Annotated in this window: 15 protein-coding genes; 3 read left to right on the top strand and 12 right to left on the bottom strand. The window is 48.9% G+C overall.

Annotation, left to right across the window (positions count from 1 at the left end; all coding sequences use genetic code 11):
* Nucleotide 1: 1 nt before the first annotated feature.
* The 9 genes from PDUR_RS10385 to kdpF form a co-directional block, all read right to left on the bottom strand.
* A complete protein-coding gene (locus tag PDUR_RS10385; RefSeq protein WP_042206213.1) occupies nt 2–2,743 on the bottom strand; it encodes a PAS domain-containing hybrid sensor histidine kinase/response regulator in 2,742 nt (913 codons plus the stop codon).
* Between the two features lie 398 nt (nt 2,744–3,141).
* On the bottom strand, nt 3,142–4,155 hold the full coding sequence (locus tag PDUR_RS10380) for an alpha/beta hydrolase family protein (protein ID WP_042209245.1): 1,014 nt from the start codon (nt 4,153–4,155) through the stop codon (nt 3,142–3,144).
* Between the two features lie 33 nt (nt 4,156–4,188).
* On the bottom strand, nt 4,189–4,413 hold the full coding sequence (locus PDUR_RS10375; RefSeq protein WP_156130413.1) for a hypothetical protein: 225 nt from the start codon (nt 4,411–4,413) through the stop codon (nt 4,189–4,191).
* A 340-nt stretch (nt 4,414–4,753) separates the two neighbouring features.
* Nucleotides 4,754–5,308, bottom strand: coding sequence for a GNAT family N-acetyltransferase (locus PDUR_RS10370; RefSeq protein WP_042206211.1), 555 nt, complete (start codon nt 5,306–5,308; stop codon nt 4,754–4,756).
* A 20-nt stretch (nt 5,309–5,328) separates the two neighbouring features.
* On the bottom strand, nt 5,329–7,659 hold the full coding sequence (locus PDUR_RS10365; protein ID WP_042206210.1) for a histidine kinase: 2,331 nt from the start codon (nt 7,657–7,659) through the stop codon (nt 5,329–5,331).
* Nucleotides 7,660–7,768: 109 nt separating this feature from the next.
* On the bottom strand, nt 7,769–8,341 hold the full coding sequence (kdpC, locus tag PDUR_RS10360; RefSeq protein WP_042206209.1) for a potassium-transporting ATPase subunit KdpC: 573 nt from the start codon (nt 8,339–8,341) through the stop codon (nt 7,769–7,771).
* A gap of 21 nt (nt 8,342–8,362) precedes the next feature.
* The gene (kdpB, locus tag PDUR_RS10355; protein WP_042206208.1) at nt 8,363–10,390 is read right to left on the bottom strand and encodes a potassium-transporting ATPase subunit KdpB; all 2,028 of its coding nucleotides are present in this window, start codon (nt 10,388–10,390) and stop codon (nt 8,363–8,365) included.
* A 27-nt stretch (nt 10,391–10,417) separates the two neighbouring features.
* On the bottom strand, nt 10,418–12,088 hold the full coding sequence (gene kdpA / locus PDUR_RS10350) for a potassium-transporting ATPase subunit KdpA (protein WP_042206207.1): 1,671 nt from the start codon (nt 12,086–12,088) through the stop codon (nt 10,418–10,420).
* Between the two features lie 31 nt (nt 12,089–12,119).
* Nucleotides 12,120–12,200 carry a K(+)-transporting ATPase subunit F gene (gene kdpF, locus PDUR_RS30335; protein WP_081949465.1) on the bottom strand — a complete coding sequence of 27 codons (81 nt, stop codon included), beginning with the start codon at nt 12,198–12,200 and terminating at the stop codon, nt 12,120–12,122.
* Nucleotides 12,201–12,481: 281 nt separating this feature from the next.
* Here kdpF and PDUR_RS10345 point away from each other — a divergent pair, with 281 nt between their 5' ends.
* The 3 genes from PDUR_RS10345 (at nt 12,482) to PDUR_RS10335 (ending at nt 16,409) form a co-directional block, all read left to right on the top strand.
* Nucleotides 12,482–13,303 carry a glycosyltransferase gene (locus tag PDUR_RS10345; protein ID WP_052410161.1) on the top strand — a complete coding sequence of 274 codons (822 nt, stop codon included), beginning with the start codon at nt 12,482–12,484 and terminating at the stop codon, nt 13,301–13,303.
* A gap of 9 nt (nt 13,304–13,312) precedes the next feature.
* Nucleotides 13,313–14,275 carry an aldo/keto reductase gene (locus PDUR_RS10340; RefSeq protein WP_233277522.1) on the top strand — a complete coding sequence of 321 codons (963 nt, stop codon included), beginning with the start codon at nt 13,313–13,315 and terminating at the stop codon, nt 14,273–14,275.
* 106 nt (nt 14,276–14,381) lie between these two features.
* Nucleotides 14,382–16,409 (top strand): glycoside hydrolase family 97 protein, encoded by a 2,028-nt coding sequence (locus PDUR_RS10335; protein ID WP_042206206.1) that lies wholly within the window; start codon nt 14,382–14,384, stop codon nt 16,407–16,409.
* Nucleotides 16,410–16,427: 18 nt separating this feature from the next.
* Here the strand turns inward: PDUR_RS10335 and PDUR_RS10330 are convergent, their stop codons facing one another.
* The 3 genes from PDUR_RS10330 to PDUR_RS10320 all read right to left on the bottom strand — a co-directional run bounded on the left by PDUR_RS10330 (nt 16,428) and on the right by PDUR_RS10320 (nt 20,209).
* On the bottom strand, nt 16,428–17,021 hold the full coding sequence (locus tag PDUR_RS10330) for a DJ-1/PfpI family protein (RefSeq protein ID WP_042206203.1): 594 nt from the start codon (nt 17,019–17,021) through the stop codon (nt 16,428–16,430).
* A gap of 123 nt (nt 17,022–17,144) precedes the next feature.
* Nucleotides 17,145–17,783, bottom strand: coding sequence for a DJ-1/PfpI family protein (locus PDUR_RS10325; RefSeq protein WP_042206202.1), 639 nt, complete (start codon nt 17,781–17,783; stop codon nt 17,145–17,147).
* Between the two features lie 236 nt (nt 17,784–18,019).
* Complete coding sequence (locus PDUR_RS10320; protein WP_042206201.1) at nt 18,020–20,209, bottom strand: MMPL family transporter; 2,190 nt, start codon at nt 20,207–20,209, stop codon at nt 18,020–18,022.
* Between the last annotated feature and the right edge of the window lie 303 nt (nt 20,210–20,512).

Raw genomic sequence — 20,512 nt, 5'->3', positions numbered from 1 at the left:
CTTATTCGCTCTCGCTTACCATTGTTTTGCCGGTTAACGTACTCCCTGGCCCCCACTGTTTCAGCACCCTATCCAGATCATCGCCATGGATCGGTTTGGAAATGAAATCCTGCATTCCCGCTTTGATGCACATCTCTCTGTCTTCTTTTCTGGCGAAAGCCGTTACCGCAATAATGATCGGGCGGGGGCCGTGCTTTTCCCTGATCAGAGCGGTCGCTTCAAGGCCATCCATTAACGGCATCTGGATATCCATCAAGATTAGATCATAGTCTTTTAAGTTAGCGGCCCTCACAGCCTGTTCCCCGTCCTCCGCGACATCCGGATTATATCCCCGTTTCTGCAAAAAGGTCTTCATCAAATACCGGTTGACCGGATGATCTTCAGCGATCAGGATGGATAAAGGGCCATACCGGCCTGCGTCCGATGATTCTAGTCCATGCGGTTCACCTATCTCCTCCTCCGCCTCCGCTTCGGAAGGCGCCGCTCCGCCCGGAAGTACGGCTTCCACCGTAAAGTAGAACGAAGAACCCTCGCCTTCCCGGCTGTCCACACCGATCGTGCCTCCGAGAAGCTCGGCCAGTTTTTTACTGATTGCAAGCCCAAGGCCCGTTCCGCCGTATTTTCGGTTAATGGATGGATGAAGCTGCGTGAAGGACTGGAACAGCTGTCCCTGTCTGTCCTCGGGAATGCCTATACCGGTATCTTTTACCGTGAACAGCACGATGATCCGGGAAGGATTCCGGACCGCGCCCAGCTTCACTTCAATGTCAATGCTGCCGCTATTCGTGAACTTAACGGCGTTGCCCACCAGATTCACCAGAATCTGCCGCAGTCTGGCCTCATCGGTGATCAGCGTATCCGGAAGATCCGGGTCCATGTCATAGCTGAGATTCAGCCTTTTATCCGCCACCTTTGGATAGAACAGATCGCTTACGCCCTGCAGCACACTTCGCAAGTCTACCTCTTTCAGCTCCAGCGTCATCATGCCCGCTTCGATTTTGCTGAAATCGAGCACCTCGTTCAGAATGTGCAGCAGCGATTCGCCGCTCTGGCTGATGATCTCGGCATAACCGCGCTGCTCCTCGTCAAGCTCCGTATCCTTGAGCAGATCCGTCATACCGATGATGCCGTTCATCGGCGTGCGCAGTTCATGGCTAATAATCGCCAGAAACTCCGATTTGGCGCGGTCCGCCTGCTCTGCGGATTCTTTGGCCCGCCGGATCTCCTTCTCTTCCGTAATGTCCCGGAATACGACGACGGTTCCCTTTCTTACCCCCTTGTCATACAGCGGGGACATACGGTAGTTGACCAAGAAGCTTGAGCCGTCCTGCCGCCAGAAGACGCCTTCCCGCTCGTCATACATTCCGCTCTCCGAGAACATCCGAAGCATGCTCATTTGCTCGCCTGCATATTCGCCGCTCAGCCGCATCAGTTGAATCGGGTCTTCGTGGCTGCGGCTCGTCCACTCCCCTGGTCCGTATCCGAGCATATCGGCAGCCGCCGGATTAATGAACATCGTCCGGCCTTCCATGTCGATGCCGAATATCCCCTCGGATACCGAGTTCAGGATCAGCGCATGCTCGTAGCTCAGCTTTTCAATTTGATTGAGATGGCGCTTATGTTCCGTAATATCGCTGGTAATGCTGAACACGCCGACTACGTCGCCATCGACCAAAATGGGTACAAAAATCATGCTGGTTTCCACGATATGACCGTCCCGGTGCACGATTCGGCTCTCAAAAGTCTGGGCAATGCCTCCCACAGCGCGCCGGTATCGTTCGTACACATAGTCCAGTTCATCCGAATCAATCACCTCGGTGAATTGGGCCATCAGGAGATCGGAGCGGACATAGCCGGTCATATATTCCATACTGGAATTCACAGACAGGGTCCGGCCGAGCAAATCCATGACGCTGATGGCGGAAGGATTGTACTCGAACAGGGATTTGTAACGGTTCTGGCTCTCCTCCAACCTCATTTCATACTGTTTGCGGCCCCCGGCATCCCGCGAGACCGCGATAATCTCATACTCCTGCTTATCTTCGGAATATACGTGGCGGATCGTTGTCTCTGTCCACATATAGCTACCGTCCTTACACCGAAAGCGGAACAGAATCGGAAGATTCTCCTTGCCCCTCATGCAGTCTTTCAGGTAATTCTTTACCATGCCTAAATCATCGGGATGGATATAATCCAGCTTCCGGGTGCCGGTCATCTCTTCCGGAGTATAGCCGTACATCGGCAGGCAGATCGACGAGGCGTACAGATAAGTGGCGAATCCGTCGACCGCGTTCCGCGAGATGAAGTCCAGCGAATTCTCGGAGATCAGGCGATAGTTCCGCTCGCTGTCCCGCAGCTTCTCTTCCGCCTGCTTGCGATTGGTGATATCGGTCATTTCGACAACCAGACAATGAGGCTCGCCTTCCGGCTGCTCCCGGATCAGTATCAGATGAAGCTGCGCCCACAGCAGCCCGCCGTCTTTTCGGGTGAACCGCTTTTCTTTGTAACATTCCTCGCCGGGCTGGGCCAGCATAAAGGTAAGTATGGAGGAGGGATCGGAGGCGCAATTTTCATCCGGCATCAGGAGTTCACCGTAACGAAGTCCCCTCAGTTCTTGCTCGGTATAGCCGAACATTCGGCAGAGAGCCGGATTGCAGCGCGTCATCATCCCATCCTCCAGGGAAATCATGGCGATTCCGCTGGATGATCGAAGATAGACCTGCTCAAATATTAAATCGGACACAAGGGAGCCCCTCCTCAGCAAGCATGTGACAATTTATTAAAGCAACTATAGATTCAAGTATAGCGGGTTTCGAAAAAATAATCTAAGCGGTTGCCGCAAAAAAAGAAGCGGATAGGCGGGGTTGTAGCTCCAATGCAGCTTGGCATTTTAACAAAAACAAACCGCCGGGAAAGAATTCTTCCCCGGCGGATGCATCATTCATGTCATTTTCAACCCTTGATGAAGTGCGGATGGCGGAAATCCAAATTTCACTTTAAATACCTTGGAAAAATGAGCAACGTAATGCGGTAGAGAGGACTCCAACCTTAACAGGGGTTAAGCCCGCACGGACCTAAAATTGGTGAGCCGAATTTTTGCCAACAAGCCAAATATGCTGACAAAAGAATCATTCCCCTATCTCATCCCTGTCTCTCTTTAAGTTTTTTCTTAAACCAATCTATAATTTCTGGAAAAACCTCATCCTTCCCTGCATGATAGAATAGCAAAGGTACATTTAAGCCGGGATCACGCTCAATATCCCAGTCAAATTGAGCTGCTGCCTGTTCAAGCGTCTCACATCCGGTCATATATGTGACGCCCCGCTGCCATAATGGATTAAGCTTCTTTAGCCCTTCTAATCCACCGACAAATACAAGTCCGCTATTCCCAACCACACATTTTACCCGCTTATCATATGCCGCACACATCGGCGCCAGATATCCACCCAAGCTGAAACCTATAAGGCCGATTCTTCCCATGTCTATTCCGTAGATCTGATGCTGTTCGAACCAGTCGATGACCGCCGTTACTGCTTTATGATATTCTTTTACATCGAATTTCATATCTTTCCACAGTTCGCCTTGACCCGGCCCGTCGAATGTAAAATAGTTAAACCCATTCTGTTTAAATAAATTTCCCTGTGAGTTCCCCTCAGCCTCTTTGATGTTATCCATCCCGTTTACAAATATAATAAGCGGGCTGTCAGGCACTGTCGAAAGCCTCAAATATCCCGGAATTTTCACACCGTTAAAGGGCACATCAATACGTATGGGCCTTTCCTTTTCATCGTATAGGCTTATAGCTCTTTGATAGCTTTTTCTGGCTTTTTTCTGTGTTTTTTCCTTTTGACTGCTGTCAATAAAAAACACATGCTGACCGACATGGTAGCAGCCTGTGGCTTCATGGAACAATGCCCGTGCCTTTACCCTATTTCCTTTATCTAAAGCTTCCTCAGCCTTTTTAAAAAGTGCATCGCCTTCATTAGTCCATTGCTCGCACCAATTCAGCCAGTTAGGCACCCTTGCCACTACTCTTCTCAATCTCCCATAATCTATTCCGAAGGATAAAAATCTTCCATACCATCGGTGATAAACCCTGCCCTCATTAAAAATAAACTTAAATGCAAATTTTTCCTTTAAAGTTAAATGAACCATTGCTCTCCCTCCCGCAGGCCAGATATAGACATTCTATTTCAATCTGTCCATGAAGAAATCTGCAAACATGGTTATCGTTTCAGTTGCATGATTTGTGACACAATGATTGCCGTCTTTCCAGAGCTTTAATGTTTTATCCGTCGATCGGGCTTCATTGTATATTTTTTCAACCCCTCCAGCGCTGAACAGGGGATCAGGCATCCCATGGTTTACTAAAAGTGAACAGACAATTTTGGAGGCATGCCCTTCCATCGTCATATTGTCAATGAACTCCTGCAACTCGGTGCCCTTCTTGTTTGACAGCGCAGAAAATACTTCGTTGAAGTGAGGAATAAATTTGATGATCTTGCAACCAAATATCCGCCAAAACTGTAGCCTACCATGCCTATTTTGCCAAATCTATTATCCATTGATACATATTCAATAATTTCATTTAAGGCTTCTTCGTTATTCAGTTCCATATAGATTTTTAACTTCACAGAAAAGGGTATCGGTTTATATAACCAGATTTTTAACAACAATTGACTCTAAAAAAGGTTTACAAAACTGCTGCGGTAGCAATTTCATAAACCCGCTGAATTTCAGCTGGTAAGTAGGGTCAAAAAAGATCCTTTTTTGTAATGCCATAATACACTCTGTCGTCGTATTCATCCGACTCGCTGTAATAATAGCTATGCTTTAAAGTTCCTTCATATCTCATTTGAGCTTTTTGCAGCACCTTTGCCGAAGGGACATTTCTGCCGCGATGAAAAGCTTGAAGCCTGTTTAACCCGGTTTGCTTAAATGTAAATTGGATTACCGCTGCCAACGCCTCGCTGGCATATCCTTTGTTCTGGTATAACCTTCCAATACAGTATTCAATATCCGCAAAATGGTGCTGTTCATCAACGCTGCAAAAGGCAATTTGTCCGATGCACTCCTCATTGTCTTTAAGGATAATAGCCCATCTGTAAAACTCGCTTCGAGAGTAGGATGCAACCCATTTCTCCAGCAATTCTTTAACCGAGACGAGATCTTCATAAGCAGGTTCACCGTAGTTCCACTGAACTTCGGAATCGCTAATCCAGTTCTGATGCATACTGTCTGCATCCTGCAAAATAAACGGCCTTAACGTAAGCCTGGCGGTTTCAATGATTTGAGTTCCAACATGCAAGCCTCTTCACTCCATTTTAATCAACTTTTTATCATTCGAACATTCGGATCAAAATCAGATACAATCAATACATCCATGTGCCTCGCGTGGCGAAGAATCGTTTTCACAATGGAACCATTCCGCAATTTATCCCAAAATCTCCTATGGGACTGTCCGACAATCATTTGAGTGCCGGCATATTCATTGGCTTTATCCAGTAAAATAGAAGCTACCTCCTTGTCGTGTTCCGCATACTGCAGCTCGAAAGTTCCTCCCAAACGGGTTGTCAGTTCTCTCAGCGTATCGATTCTTTTGCTCAAGTTTTCAGGTACTTCCGTCCCTTTCTGGACATACATCACATACCAGGCGGCCTTCAGCCGATAGGCGATGCGAAACCCTCTGCGGATCAACCTTTCCGCATTGCAGCTTGTGGTCACGCCGACAAATATCGTTTCCTTCCTGCGCCAAGGTCCCCTAAATGAATCCTTTCTGTCTAGGGACTCCAGCCGTTCATCCACATCATCCGCAAGTTCTCTTAACGCCAGTTCCCGCAGGGCGATCAGATTACCGGTCTTAAAAAAGGAATTGAGCGCTTGATCCACCTTGTCCATTGCATATATTTTCCCTTCCTTCATGCGCTGCTGCAATGACTTTGGCGCAACATCAATCAATTGCACTTCATCCGCGAGCCGCAGCATGTGGTCGGGAACCGTTTCCTTGACACGGATTCCGGTAATTTGCTCCACCGCATCGTTCAAGCTCTCCAAATGCTGGACGTTCATGGTGGAAATGACGGATATGCCTGCGTTCAGAACTTCGATAACATCCTCATACCTCTTCTTATTTTTGCTGCCCGGTACATTGGTATGAGCCAGCTCATCAATGAGAACGACTTCCGGGTTGCGCTGCAAGATGGCTTCAAGATCCATTTCTTCCAATATAGCTCCACGATACGCGATTTGCGAGCGCGGGATTATAGATAAAGCCCCGATCTGTGCCTTCGTTTCTTCACGGCCGTGGGTTTCCAGAAGACCAAGAACAACATCAATTCCTTTTTTAAGCAAATCATTTCCTTCCCGCAGCATTGTATACGTTTTGCCTACTCCCGGCGCGGCGCCGATATAAACTTTAAACTTGCCTCTTTTGATCTTCTGTATTTGCCTTTCAACTTCTTGGCTGGTTAGTCTGTGGTAAGGGTCATGGTCTTTTTGCTTGCTGCTCCTTGCGGGAAGAATTCGTTCTCCATCTTGTTCCGCCCGGTCGGCAACGAAAAAAAGATCCACATTACGGATTCGTTTGAGCAGCCCGTTCACAACAGAACCTTTCCAGATTTCCTGCCAAACGCTTTGTTTGGAATGTCCCATCACGATTCTCGTCACATTGTGTTCTACGGCATAATTCACCAATTTCCGAGGCAAGGCCCTGCGGGAAACGAGCGGAACCTCTTCGAATACGCCCTCCACTTTTTTAACCAGTTGGATGATGGAGTGTTTAAACGCTGCCGCTTCTTTGGATAAAGGTTTGTTCGGGTTAACGAACGAGACAATCATCAAATCCCCATTTAACCGTTTGGCAATCTGCTGGCCTCTGCGCACATAAATGGAGCCGTTCCAATGGTACTGCACAGACACCAGAATCCGTTCTGTCGCTCCCGATGGTCCAAGCAAGCCCTCTTCTTCCCGGTGCTTTTCCAGTGAATCATTCACATCCCCGGCCACCTGGCGCAGCGCTAATTCACGAAGGATACCCAAATTTCCGCGCTTGAACAGAGCGGGATGCTGATTCCCCATCTGCCCCGCCGACAAGCGTTCCAGAAGGGTTTCAGGAGTTACATCGATCAGCCGCACCTCATCGGCAAGTTCCAATGTATCCGCAGGGACCGTCTCTGTAACTTTAATGCCGGTCAGTTTCCGGGCAAGCTCCGTCACCCCTTCCAGTTCGTAGACATTAATGGTCGTGATGACACTGATGCCTTGATCGAGCAAAATTTTTATATCTTCAAGCCTTGTCGGATGCTCCGCTTCCTTTCGGTTCCGGTGTGCCAGCTCATCAACCAAAACAACCTCAGGGTTGCGCTTCAATAGCGCATCCATATTCAAATCTTTCTGTTCAACGCCATCTTTCATCCAATGAATGCTTGGTATTCTTTCCAAATCTCCGACTTGTTCAATGGTCTCTGGCCGCTGCATCGTCGAAACCGCGCAAATGACAACATCAATTCCCTGCTGCTTCAGCGAATGCCCTTCCCTCAGCATATGGTACGTTTTCCCCGAACCGCTGACGGGTCCAATGTAGACCTTCAATCTGCCGCGGTGAATCTGATAAATCGAATATAAAATTTCTTCCGGCGATTTTCGTTTAAAATTTTCCACAGTAAATCCTCCCCGGCTATACAGCGCTCTCCTCACGCGAATTATTTCTTCGTTGGAAATGGAAGCGCCCTGCTCAAATAATTTGAGCAGGGATTCGTCTCAAGTTTGCTTAATGGGCAATCAACTTTTCCAAAGCAATATTCAACTTCAACACGTTCACGGCAGGTTCGCCCAGAAAACTCAGCTTCCTTCCCTCGGTATGTTCATTTACAAGCGATTCCAGTTCTTGGGGAGGAATCCCGGTAAGCTTGCTGATTCGCGGAATTTGAACTTTAGCAGCTTCAGGACTGATATCGGGGTCTAATCCGGAACCCGAATTCGTAATCAGGTCTACAGGAAGCTGACTGATAGGAACATCTGGATTATTTTTCCGCCAATCCTCCACCGATTGCTTTACACGATTCAGCAAGTCGGGGTTCGAAGGCGCAAAATTGGGAGAGCCTGAACCTTCCGCATGATAATCAATGCTCGATACACGCCCCTGAAAAAACTTTAAATCCGTAAAAGATTGACCGATCAACGCTGAGCCAATCACATCTCCATTGCCGTTATAGACCAGACTGCCGCCGGCTTGCTTCGGCCACACAAGCTGCGCAATCCCGGTCACGCTCAAATTATAGAGAAGCCCGCATAACACCATGAGCATTAAACTTGTACGAAGACTTGCAGCAACTAACCTCATCCAAGTTCATCCTTTCCTAATTTATACCCACAAATGCACCAAGAGGTCAATGATCTTGATTCCGGCAAAAGGCACAATTACTCCACCCATACCGTATACAAACAAATTACGGCTTAATAATCGCGCCGAACTAACCGGCTTGTATGCCACACCTTTCATGGACAGCGGGATCAGCAGCGGAATAATGATCGCGTTAAAAATAAGCGCGGATATTATCGCCGACATCGGGGAACCCAGCTTCATGACGTTCAGCACATCCATCTCCGGAATGGCTATCATAAACAAGGCGGGAATAATAGCGAAGTATTTCGCAATATCGTTGGCAATGCTGAAGGTGGTCAACGCGCCTCTGGTCATCAGCAATTGCTTGCCAATCGCAACAACTTCAATGATCTTGGAAGGGTCGGAATCCAGATCTACCATGTTGGCCGCTTCCTTGGCTGCTACCGTGCCGCTGTTCATAGCTATGCCCACATCCGCCTGGGCCAGAGCCGGAGCGTCGTTCGTCCCGTCTCCGGTCATGGCCACCAGCTTGCCTTGCGCCTGCTCCCGGCGGATAACGGCGATCTTGTCTTCCGGTTTGCTTTCCGCGATAAAATCATCCACACCTGCTTCCCGAGCAATCGTGGCAGCCGTCAGCGGGTTGTCGCCCGTACACATAATCGACTTGATGCCCATTTGGCGCATCTGCTCGAAACGTTCACGCATACCGGGCTTAACCGTATCCTTTAAATAAATAATCCCATAGATACGGTTATCCACTGCAACGGCAAGAGGGGTTCCGCCAGCGGAAGCCACGCTGTCGCTATTCTTATCAAGGTCTGCCGGAACGGCTCCCCCCTGCGCGGCTACCCATTTTTTGATCGCATCCACCGCACCCTTGCGTACCTTGCGGCCATCCTTCAGGTCGATCCCGCTCATTCGGGTCTCCGCTTTAAATTCCACAAACTCGCCGCCATCTGCAAGCCCCGCTTCATAAGAAAGGCCCTGCTGCTTAATCAGTTCCAGAACCGACCGGCCTTCCGGGGTCTCGTCCTTCACAGAACTAATAGCGGCCCACTCCGCAACATCAGCCACAGTCTCGGTGCCAACCGGAATAAATTCGCTGGCCATCCGGTTCCCGTACGTTATCGTGCCTGTTTTGTCCAAAATGATCGTATTGATATCTCCCGCCGCCTCCACAGCTTTACCGGACATGGCAAGTACATTAAATCGGGTTACCCGGTCCATTCCGGCAATACCGATCGCCGACAGCAGTCCGCCGATGGTAGTCGGAATGAGACATACCAGCAAAGCAACAAGCATAGGGACCTCGATTTCTATATTCAAATAAGCGCCAAAGAACGGAAGCGTGACCACCACAATGAGAAAAATCAGCGTCAAACTGGTGAGAACCGTCGTTAAGGCGATTTCGTTCGGCGTCTTTTGTCTTTTGGCACCTTCAACCAAAGAGATCATCCGGTCAAGAAACGATTCGCCGGGATCGCTTGTAATACGCACCTTAATCTGATCGCTGATGACGCGGGTACCGCCGGTAACCGAACTGAAATCACCGCCCGCTTCTTTGATGACCGGCGCGGATTCGCCAGTAATGGCGGATTCATCGACTGAAGCAAGTCCTTCGATGACTTCGCCGTCGCCGGGGATCGATTCTCCTTGAGAGACAAGCACAACATCCCCTTTGCGCAGATCCGTGGAGGAAACCGTCTTGACTCCATTTCCCGTGATTTTATTGGCTGTAATCTCTTTTTTCGTTCTTTTCAGGGAATCGGCTTGCGCTTTGCCCCGTCCTTCGGCAAGCGCCTCGGCAAAGTTCGCAAATAGCACGGTAAACAGCAGAATAACCGATACAACTAAATTAAACCATCTTGGGGTAGCTCCTCCAAATGCGCCCGGCACAAAGGTCAACAACAAGGTGATGATAAAACCAACTTCGACCACGAACATAATCGGATTGCGGATCATCACTCTCGGATCAAGCTTCAAGAAGGATTCCTTAATCGCATTCTGCATAATTTCTCTGCTTAAAGCGGATTTTTTCTGATTCATGGTCTGCTTCCTCCCTTCCTTCCTAGTTTAAGGCTTCAAGGTTAACTGCTCTGCAATAGGACCGAGTACAAGGCCCGGGAAAAATGTTAATGCTCCGACGATCAGCACAGCGGCGAGAAACACTACTGCAAATAATCCCGTATCTGTTCGGAAGGTGCCCATCGTTTCCACTACTGATTTTTTAGCTGCCAGAGACCCTGCAACAGCCAGCATCGTAATGAACGGGAAGAATCGTCCCACGTACATGACAATCCCCGTAGAAATATTCCAGAAGGCTGTATTGTCTCCCAATCCTTCGAACCCGGAACCGTTGTTTGCCGCTGACGAGGTAAATTCATACATGGCTTGTGTCAGCCCGTGGTATCCCGGATTGGAAAGGGTGTCCGCATGGCTAAAAACAGCCAGGGCAGTAGGCACTAATACAAGAAAAGGAGTGATGAGCATCGTCAGTGCGATGAGCTTCATTTCCTTGCCTTCTATTTTTTTGCCCAGGAACTCCGGTGTCCGTCCGACCATCAAACCCGATAAAAACACCCCAATGATGGCATACATCAGTACATGTAAGAGTCCGGCGCCAGCGCCGCCAAATACAGTGTTAAGCATCATATTGGCAATGGCAACCAAGCCGGCAATTGGAGTCAGGGTATCATGCATCGTATTAACGGCCCCCGTCTCCGTAGCGGTAGTTACAACGGAATACAAGGAGGACTGCGCCGCACCGAACCGCACTTCCTTACCTTCCATGCTTCCCTGGCTGTGGTCGATGCCCAGAGCATTCAGAGCCGGGCTGCCCGCATATTCTGCGCCTAGCGATGCGCTAAGCAGAATGATGAAGAGCAAGGCCATAGATACAAATAATACGCGGCCCTGCTTAGCATTCCCGACGATCTTGCCATAAGCAAACGGCATTGCGGCCGGAATCAGCAGCATCAGCAAAATCTGCAGAAAATTGCTAATGGCGTCAGGGTTCTCGAATGGATGCGCGGAGTTCGCCCCTACAAATCCGCCGCCGTTATTGCCAAGCTGCTTAATCGACAGAAATGAGCCGATCGGACCTCGGGCTATGGACTGCTCCGCCCCCGAAAGTGTATGGGCAATCGCGTTCGGTTCCAGTGTCTGGGGCACGCCAAGGGCGATAAACACAAACGCCATCACAAAAGCAACTGGCAGCAAGATGCGCGTAATGGAACGGATCAAATCAACAAAAAAGTTCCCGAACGGTTTCCCGGCAAGTCCACGGATAAATGCGATGCATACCGCAAGCCCGGACGCTGGAGCTACAAACATCATAAATACGACGGCGATCATTTGCGATAAGTAGGACATGCCGCTTTCGCCGCTATAATGCTGCAGATTCGTTGTGGTCATAAAACTAATGGCCGCATTAATCGCGAGCCTTGGCTCCATATTGGGAACATGAGTCGGATTAAGCGGCAGATAACCTTGTGTCCGAAAAATCACGTAGACCAAAGCGATCATCACGGTGTTGCTGACGAGCAGTGCAGCGGCGTAGTTTTTCCATGTCTGATTTTCCTGCCTGATTCCTCCAATGGCAAAAATCACTTTTTCAATAGGTCCGAAAAATCGGTCTAATCCTGTCTTGTCATAATCAAACACCTTGGCGATATATAAGCCCGCTGGACGCACCAGCAGCAAAACGAGCAGCAAGGTAACCATGATGGAAACGATGGCTAGCATAGTAATTTCTATCCCTCCTGGAAACGGTAAATTAAAATTTTTCCGGGTTCAGCAAAACGTAAGTTAAATACCCAAACATGAAAACCACAATCACTCCCAGAACCCAAATCATTCCCGCACACTTCCTTCCTCCACAACCCGTCCGGTCCAGAATAAGAGTCCGGCCATGCACACAGTCAGCAGAATAAACAGCGCGATTATTCCTGCATCCAGCATTTCGCTTATACCTCCTTACGATTTGTACTTGCCGATGCAAAATCCCATGCAGCCTTAGTATGGTTCAATATAATGTGTTTTACGCCTAACTTTTCCAGACTGATTTTGCGGCACACATTTTTCATACTTTTCATAACCTGAATTATCAAATTGACTCAAAGAAGCGGGGGGAAAGCATTGGACAAAATATCTATTGTAACGCCTTGCTACAATGCGGAGAAATATATCATGGAGACCGTTCAATCGGTAATTACGCAGACCGCCGTGGAATCGGGACGGGTTGAATTGGAATATATCATCTGTGATGGAGGTTCAACGGATCGAACGATCGAACTGATAAATAGCGTAAACAGCGGATTCATAAAGATCATATCCGAGCCTGATGCGGGGATGTATCACGCTTTATCCAAAGGGTTCCAGCTCGCAACTGGAGACATTTGCGCTTATCTTAATGCCGGAGATTATTACTCCAGGCACGCCTTCGATGTTGTTCTGGATCTGTTCGAAACGAAACCGGTAAAGTGGCTTACAGGATTGAATGTCAGCTACAATGACCGTTCACAGTTTGTTTCGTCCTTTCTGCCTTTTAAATACAGACAAAACTTGCTTGGCTGCGGGTATTACGGCATGAAGCTGCCCTTTCTACAGCAGGAATCTACGTTTTGGAGCAGGGAACTGAATGCGTTAATTGATTATGATTTTTGGCCGACGTTCAAGTATGCCGGAGATTATTATTTGTGGCGGCGATTCTCGGAGGTCACCGAGCTGAAGATCGTCGATGCTTATTTGGGAGGATTCCGGTTTCACAAGGGCCAGCTTTCCGAGAACCTTGAAGCGTATTTCGCCGAAATGCGTTCCATTGGAACCAAAGCCGGTATAAAGGAATTTATTACCCTTCAATTTGACCGGTTGATCTGGATGGGAGACGGGAAGTTAAAGAAGCGGATGAACCGGGACGGCCTGTTTCGGTATAATCATCAACTGCAGAAGTGGGAATGAAAACGCGGGGTGATCACAATAAAATATATACCGGTTCAAGGTCTTGACAAGTCATGTTCACAACTGGTTATAGGGACAGCCGATTTCTCCCGGAAGCGTCTGGATGCCGCATTTGAAATGCTTGACGCCTATGTCCTGCGCGGCGGAAACACAATCGATACGGCGAATGTTTACGGGGATGGCGAAAGCGAGCTGGCGATCGGCCAGTGGCTAACATCAAGACAGCATAGGCAAAATGTCATAATCATCGACAAGGGCGGCCACTATCATGTGAATGCCAATCAAGCCATTATAAACAGGCTGACTCGCCAAGATGTTGCAGAGGATCTGGAGCGCAGTTTAGAGAGACTTCAGACCGATTATATTGATATTTACTTGCTTCACCGCGATGACCCTTCTGTTCCGGTAGACGAAATTATGGATTTTCTTCAGGAACACATAGACTCCGGTCTGATTAAAGCGGTTGGAGCCTCCAATTGGTCGGTTCAAAGAATTGAAGAGGCGAATCGGTATGCGGACAAAAAGGGCTATAAACGCCTGGCAGTCAACAGTCCCTCATTAAGCCTGGCCGCAGTTAATGAGCCGCGCTGGCCTGGAACGGTGTACGTAGATCAAGCTTATCATGACTGGCACAAGCAAACGCAGCTCCCCTTATTCGCGTGGTCGTCTCAAGCGGGCGGTTTCTTCTCGGGGCGCTACTCCCCCGGCGTTCGCGTGAGCGAGGACATGGTCCGGGTATATTACAGCGGCGATAACTGGGAACGGTTAAACCGTGCGAGCAGCTTGGCTGCGCATAAGGGAAAGGGAATTACGGCAAATCATATTGCGTTAGCTTATGTGTTAAACCAACCCTATCCTGTATGTGCGGTCATTGGGCCTGAGCGCGCCGATGAACTAATCTCCAGCTTCGCAGCGCTGGATATACGTATGACTGAAAAAGAACGGCTATGGCTTAATCTGGAACAATGGTAGCTTCCGCCTGCCGTCTTTGCTCTCAGAGCATATTTCCAGGGATATGCCAAGCTAAAGCCCTCATAAGATGATGTAATGGTATCGATGTGAGGAGGCGGAGCATTAAATGAGAAGCAGGTGGGTTGTATTTTCACCCGATGGCTGCATTCAGGCGGAATTTTTTCTTAAAAACGGCATTCCGTATTATAGTGTGAACTACTGTCATGCTCCCCTTATCAGACATTCAAAGCTCGGCCTCACATTTGAACATGCGGAGCCGCTTAACCGGAATTTCAGAGTCGCCGGCGGCAAGTATGACAGCTTCGATGAGACGTGGACACAGCCTTGGGGAGAAGTGAAGGAAATACGCAATCATTACAATGAACTCCGCGTGGAGCTTGAAGAGACAACTCCGTCTCCGCGCCGAATGTCGATCATTTTTCGCGTATACAATGACGGCCTGGGCTTTCGCTACGAGCTGCCTGAGCAGGACAATCTCTCCTATTTTGAAATCAAGAGCGAAGATACCGAATTTGCCCTGACGGATGTGGATCAGGCATGGTGGATGCCCGCCTATCAGAAAATGTATACCGAACTCCTGTACAATGTGACTCCCCTTCAATCCATTCCTTATCGCGCCGTCCATACCCCTTTAACAATGAAAATGGCCGATGGATTGTACATAAGCATTCACGAAGCCGATTTATCGGGCTATTCCTCCATGACCCTAATGCCCACACAGAATAACACGCTTGCCATCGACCTGATTCCTTGGTCCGACGGTGTTAAAGTCAAAGGTTTCACTCCGCTAACAACGCCCTGGAGAACGATCCAGATCGCGGACAAACCCGGGGATTTGATCACCTCCTATTTGATTCTTAATCTCAATGAACCGAACAGGCTGGGGGATGTGTCTTGGGTACAACCGGGCAAGTATATCGGCATATGGTGGGGCATGCATCTGGGGATTTACACATGGAGCTACGGCCCCAAACATGGCGCAACGACCGAGAATGCCAAAAGGTACATCGATTTTGCCGCCAAATACGGCATTCCGATGGTAGTGATCGAAGGGTGGAATATCGGATGGGAGAACGATTGGACCAAGCATGGTGAACAATTCAGCTTTACCACTCCCTATCCGGATTATGACATTGTGGAAGTCACTTCGTATGCCGCGAGCAAAGGCGTGAAAATTATCGGGCACATGGAGACGGCCGGAGCGATTCAGAATCTGGAGCGGCAGATGGAAGCGGCTTTTACTTTATTTAAAAAACTCGGGATAGACGTTGTCAAAACGGGCTATGTCTCCCACGACCCTGCGCTCAAGCGCTTTGATGACCAAGGCAATCTGCTAAGTATGGAGTGGCTTGGCGGTCAATATAACGTTGATCATCACCGAAAAGTAATTGAAACCGCAGCCAGGTATAAGATTAGTCTAATCGCCCATGAGCCGGTTAAAGATACGGGAGAACGCCGGACCTATCCGAATATGATGACCCGTGAAGGCGCGCGGGGACAAGAATTCGATGCCTCCGCCGAATATGTCGGGAACCCTCCGGACCACACTACCATCATTCCTTTTACCCGAATGCTAGCCGGTCCCTTCGATTATACGCCGGGGATTGTAAGGCTGATATATAAGGAATTCAGACCGGGCAACAGAGTGCGGGGAACGTTAGCCAAACAGCTCGCGCTTTATGTCGTTCTGTACAGTCCACTGCAAATGGCTGCCGACTTGCCGGAAAATTACGAACAGCAGCGCGCGGCTTTTCAATTTATTCTGGATGTTCCTACCGATTGGCAGGATACCAAGGTGCTGGGCGGAGAGATCGGGGATTATGTTACGATAGTCCGCAAAGACAGAAACAGCGAGGAATGGTATCTAGGCAGCATTACCGATGAGCACGGACGCACGCTTGCGGCGCCGCTCGCTTTTCTTGATCCGGACAAAACGTATGTAGCTGAAATCTATGCCGACGGCCCGCACGCTGACTGGAGGATCAATCCTTATCCCATGACCATATCCAAGGTGCTTGTTGACAGAAGCACAACCTTGCAATTGAACCTTGCTCCGGGAGGCGGGCAGGCCATTCGCATACGGCCGGCTGCCGCGGAGGATTTGCCTAATGATGTGATTTTGCTCAGAAAATAGTCATAGTTGCGCCAGTCTTTATTCGATGGTGATATCGTATTCCATACGTTTGGCGGTTTGGTTGGCTATATCTTTTCCATAAATACGGGAAATCAGATGCAAGGACATATGAATACCTGCCGAAATGCCTGCTGAAGTAATGAGGGATCCTTGATCTACGAATTTCACGTCTCTGACGACTAAAACCGATGGATACTCCTTTTCCAAGAGATCGATATCCATCCAATGGGTCGTAACTTCTTTTCCATCCAAAATTCCGGCTTTAGCAAGCAGGAAAGCCCCTGTACACACTGATGCAGTGAATTCTGCTTTAGAAGTTTGCTCTTGAATCCATTGGATAACTGCCGGGTTATGAATTTCAATTTCTTCTGCCCCGTAGCCGCCAGGAACGATGAGGATATCAATCGGAGGGTGGTTTTCAAAACTGTAATCCGGTGTTACCTTCAGTCCGTTGCGCGCCGAGATCATTTCTCCTGTTTGGGAGATGGTTGTCACTACAAAAGGCTTTTGAGAATCGGACAAGGCGGTAATGGAGAAGACTTCAAAAGGGCCCGCAAAGTCTAAAACCTCTACCTCGTTGAATAAGAGTATCCCGACTGTACGTTGTGTCATATAGAAAGTCTCCTTTCGCTTCCGTTACAAACAGTTTTAACTGCAAATCTCCAAAATAGCTTCAGCATAAACGCATGTCGCTTACTTGAAATGACTGATCGGGATATGGCCCTCCTCAAGATTTTATAATATCTGACCATCATATTCCAATGTATTGGCCGTCAAACGGGCAACCTCTTCACCGAACAGTTTCTTCACCAGGTAAAAAGCCAGATTGAGCCCGGCAGCAGGGCCTTGCGCGGTAATAACGTTGCCTTGATCAACAAATTTGCTGTCGCGAACAACTGTGATTTCAGGAAATTTCTGTTCCATAAAATCAAGTGCTGCCCGGTTTGTAGTTGCTTTCTTCCCGTTCAATATACCCGCAGAAGCAAGGAGTAGTGCTCCTGTACAAACAGAGGCAACCAGCTGAGCCTCATGTGAATGATTAATGATCCATTGGATGGTCTTCTTGCTTCCCATAACACGATTTATTGGCTTTATAAAGCCACCCGGCACAATAAGAATGTCAAATGAAGGCGCATCATCCATGCTAAAATCAGGTTGAATGATTAAATTATTGCTTGCGGTTACAGGCGCACCATTTTCCGATACATATTTGATATCAAACGGCTTCCTCGCCGTCTGATCCAAACTCAACTGCATTTGCAGCACATCTTCCTTGGAGAGCCTGACTAAAGAAAAGATCTCGGCCGGTCCCACAAAATCAAATGCGTCAACTCCATCAAACACCAGGATTCCAATAGACCAATATTTTTTCATTGTGTTATTCCTCCATGATTTTATTGTTTCTAACCTGCTCATACGGTAAGGATTGCGGAACGTTCATACCGAAGTCTCGACCCGAACGGCATGAACGCTGAATACGATCAGTTAGTTCGGGCGGGCTTTCAGCCAATTTCCCCCTGTCAATTACATCTCTGCACCGGGACATACAGTTCCATATGTTTTAACTATACTTCTGCCATTCCCATTCTCAATCATCCCGGAGTGAATGATCAGCCGGCCCGTTGCTCCGATTCCAATTGCTTCATAACCGTTTCGCCTTCGACATCGACGTTCGGTATGATACGGCCCAGCCACTTCGGCAAGTACCAAGCAGATCGGCCGAGCAGTCTCATTACAGCGGGAACGATCGCCAGCCTTACGACGAAGGCGTCGAACAGGATCCCGAATGAAAGTGAAATGCCCATCGCTTTGATAACCGGATCTTCGGCAAAAATAAAGCCGGCAAAGACGGCAATCATTATGAACCCAGCCGATGTCACGACAGCTCCGCTGTTGCCGATTCCTTCCAAAATAGCCTTGCTTGCATCGCCTGTATGGGAATATTCTTCGCGCATGCGGCTTACGAGGAACATCTCATAATCCATGGCCAAGCCGAACAATATTCCCGCCGTCAAGATCGGTAAATAATTCAAGACAGGGCCGGGTTCGGGAATTCCGAACATGTGAATCCAGTTGCCGTCCTGGACAACGAACACAACGAATCCAAGTGTCGCGGTAATGGTCAGAAGATACCCGAGCACCGCTTTAAGCGGCACAAGAATGGACCGGAATACGACAGCTAGCAGAACAAAGGCAAGGCCCACAATCAGCAACAGGAATTTCGGCAAAGCCTGATTCAGCTTGGCGGATATATCGATGTCCACCGCTGTGCTCCCGGTCACCATGAGCTCGACGTGATCCTGCGTATTAATTCCTTCCGCTTTGTCCCGAATCAAATTCACCAAATCCTTCGTCTTGGAATCGGCGGGACCCGTTTTGGGTATAACGGTAATCATCGCCACTTGCTCGGAATCGCTCGGGATCAGCGGGCTGACGCCCGCCACGTTCGGCAAGTTGTTTAATCTTTCCGTCGCCTTGGCGATTGCCGCTTGCGGATTCTCCACCCGATCAGCTGCTTGCGCCACGACAACAAGCGGACCGTGCATGCCGACACCTTGCCACTCGGTAAGCAAATCATAGGCGCGCCGCTCCGTCGTCTTCACCGACTTGGTTCCGTCGTTCGGAAGGCCGGTATTCAGATGCAGAGCCGGGAGGCTTACAATCGCCAGAATCAACACCCCGATAACCGCAATCGGTAAAGGAAACCTAATGACAAAACGTCCCCAGCGGTTCGAAATTTTTCCGACAGCGCCGGAGCGGGGCCGTTTGCGTAAGAGACGGTTCGGGCGGGCGGGGCTGATTCGCTTGCCCGCAAGTCCGAGCGCGGCAGGAACGATAAGAATGGCAATGATAATGGCGATCAGAACACTGACCGCCGCAGCCAATCCCATCGCGGTCAGAAAAGGAATCCCGACGACGGACAGACCGGCAAGCGCGATAATGACAGTCAGACCGGCGAATACGACGGCGCTGCCCGCTGTTGCGTTCGCTTGTCCAATCGATTCCGTAACGCCAAATCCTTTGTTGAGCTGCTGCCGATACCTGGATATGATGAACAGAGCATAATCGATGCCAACCGCAAGACCGAGCATAACGGCAAGCGACAGGGATACAGATGACATATTGAAAAAGTTCGAGCCGATCATAATGCACATGATGCCGATTCCAAGTCCCAATACCGAGGTCAGAATAGGGAGCCCCGCCGCGAGAAAAGACGCGAATGTAAAGGCGAGGATCAGATATGCGGCGATGATGCCGATGATTTCGGAGGTGCCTCCGATCCCTGGCTCGGAAGATTCAAAGCCGTTTCCTATTTCTGTTTGAACGCCTGTGTCACGGGCACGTTCTACGTTTTCCAGGACCAGCTCTTTGGAACTCTCCGTCACATCGGACGTCTTCACCTTATAGATAATGATGGAGGAGCCGATCTTACGGTCCGGACTCATCATTCCCTCCACGTTGGGACCTGCTACAGAGTCCACCGCCGGGTCTTTGCCGATTTCGCCAAGAGCAGCCTTAATCGTTTTGGCGACAGATTCGGACTCCAGTGTCTGACCTTGCGGCGCTTTAAATAACAGCTGCACCGTTTTGCCTTCCGTCTCATCGGATGGAAAATATTGAGTTAGTATTTTCATCGCCTGTTCGGATTTCGTACCAGGGATGGACATGTCATCACTGAAGGAAGTACCCATGCCGATCCCCAGCACAACTGCGATGACAAGCGCCGTCACTCCTCCCGCAATAACTCTGAACGGTCTGCTGGCCGCCCACTTTCCGAGCTGATACAAATATTTGGCCATTTGAAGTTCCACTCCTTTTTTTCTTTTTCTTTAAGTCCCCTTTCATCATAAAAGGAGTGGCCAAATTAAAAATCGTACAAAAGGGCAGCCTCCCCATGTACGATCGGGCAATCAATCTACGAGATAATAAAATATTACCTTCTGAAATGATAATTTCCTGCCTTCCAGCTATCGTTCTCCGTTCGTTCAGCCACGTGAAGTAACTCCAAGCGACTCAGCTGTAATCTTCTATCAACGATATTTTTCCTTCCTTAATTCCAAACACGGACTTCCCCTTTAGTTGCATTCAGTCTCCAATCTTTA

Origin of the sequence: Paenibacillus durus (assembly GCF_000756615.1) — a bacterium.
GTDB classification, from domain to species: domain Bacteria; phylum Bacillota; class Bacilli; order Paenibacillales; family Paenibacillaceae; genus Paenibacillus_AQ; species Paenibacillus_AQ durus.
This window is presented reverse-complemented; position numbering and strand designations above follow the sequence as displayed.